General features: G+C 57.9%; 1 protein-coding gene. It reads right to left on the bottom strand.

From position 1 onward, the window contains the following. Positions 1-620 (bottom strand): hydantoinase/oxoprolinase family protein (locus tag ACOSDM_RS20085; protein ID WP_420726315.1); only part of this gene is annotated, 620 nt, incomplete at both ends.

The following is a 620-nucleotide window of genomic DNA, read 5'->3' as shown; positions in this document are numbered from 1 at the left end:
TAGGCCGTGCAATGCGCTGGACCGCTGCCGCCATAGGCCAACAGAACGAAATCCCCTGGATCATGTCCCTTCTCGATTGTCACCTTGCGGATAAGATCTGCCATCTGATTGTTGACGATCTGAAGGACGCCATGCGCCGCCTCTTCAGCCGACAATCCAAGCGGTCGCCCGATCCGCTCTTCTATCGCAGCAACCGCATAATCCCTGCTGGCCCGGCCATGGGCAAAGGCGAAGGAAGATGTGTCAATAAATCCAAGGACGACATCCGCATCGGTTACCGTGGGATCAAGCCCCCCCAACCCATAACAGGCGGGACCGGGATTTGAACCGACGCTGCGCGGACCAACCTTTATATTGCCATTGTCATCCAGCCAAACCGCACTGCCCCCTCCGGCGCCGATGGTCTCAATATCGACCGCAGGGACCGTCAGGATATGCCGATGAATTACGGTTTGGGCAGATCGGATCGGTTGTCCGCCAACGACAAGGCCGACATCGAAACTGGTCCCGCCCATATCGGTCGTGATGATGTTGCTTTCCCCTATCAACCCACCAATCTGCTGGGCGCCAACAATACCGCCGACGGGACCCGACAGCAGCGTTGTGACCGATTGATGCCG

The organism is Hwanghaeella sp. LZ110 (assembly GCF_048892525.1).
GTDB lineage: Bacteria > Pseudomonadota > Alphaproteobacteria > UBA8366 > Aestuariispiraceae > Pacificispira.
Note: the sequence above shows the minus strand (reverse complement) of the source record. Positions and strands in the feature narration are given on the sequence as shown.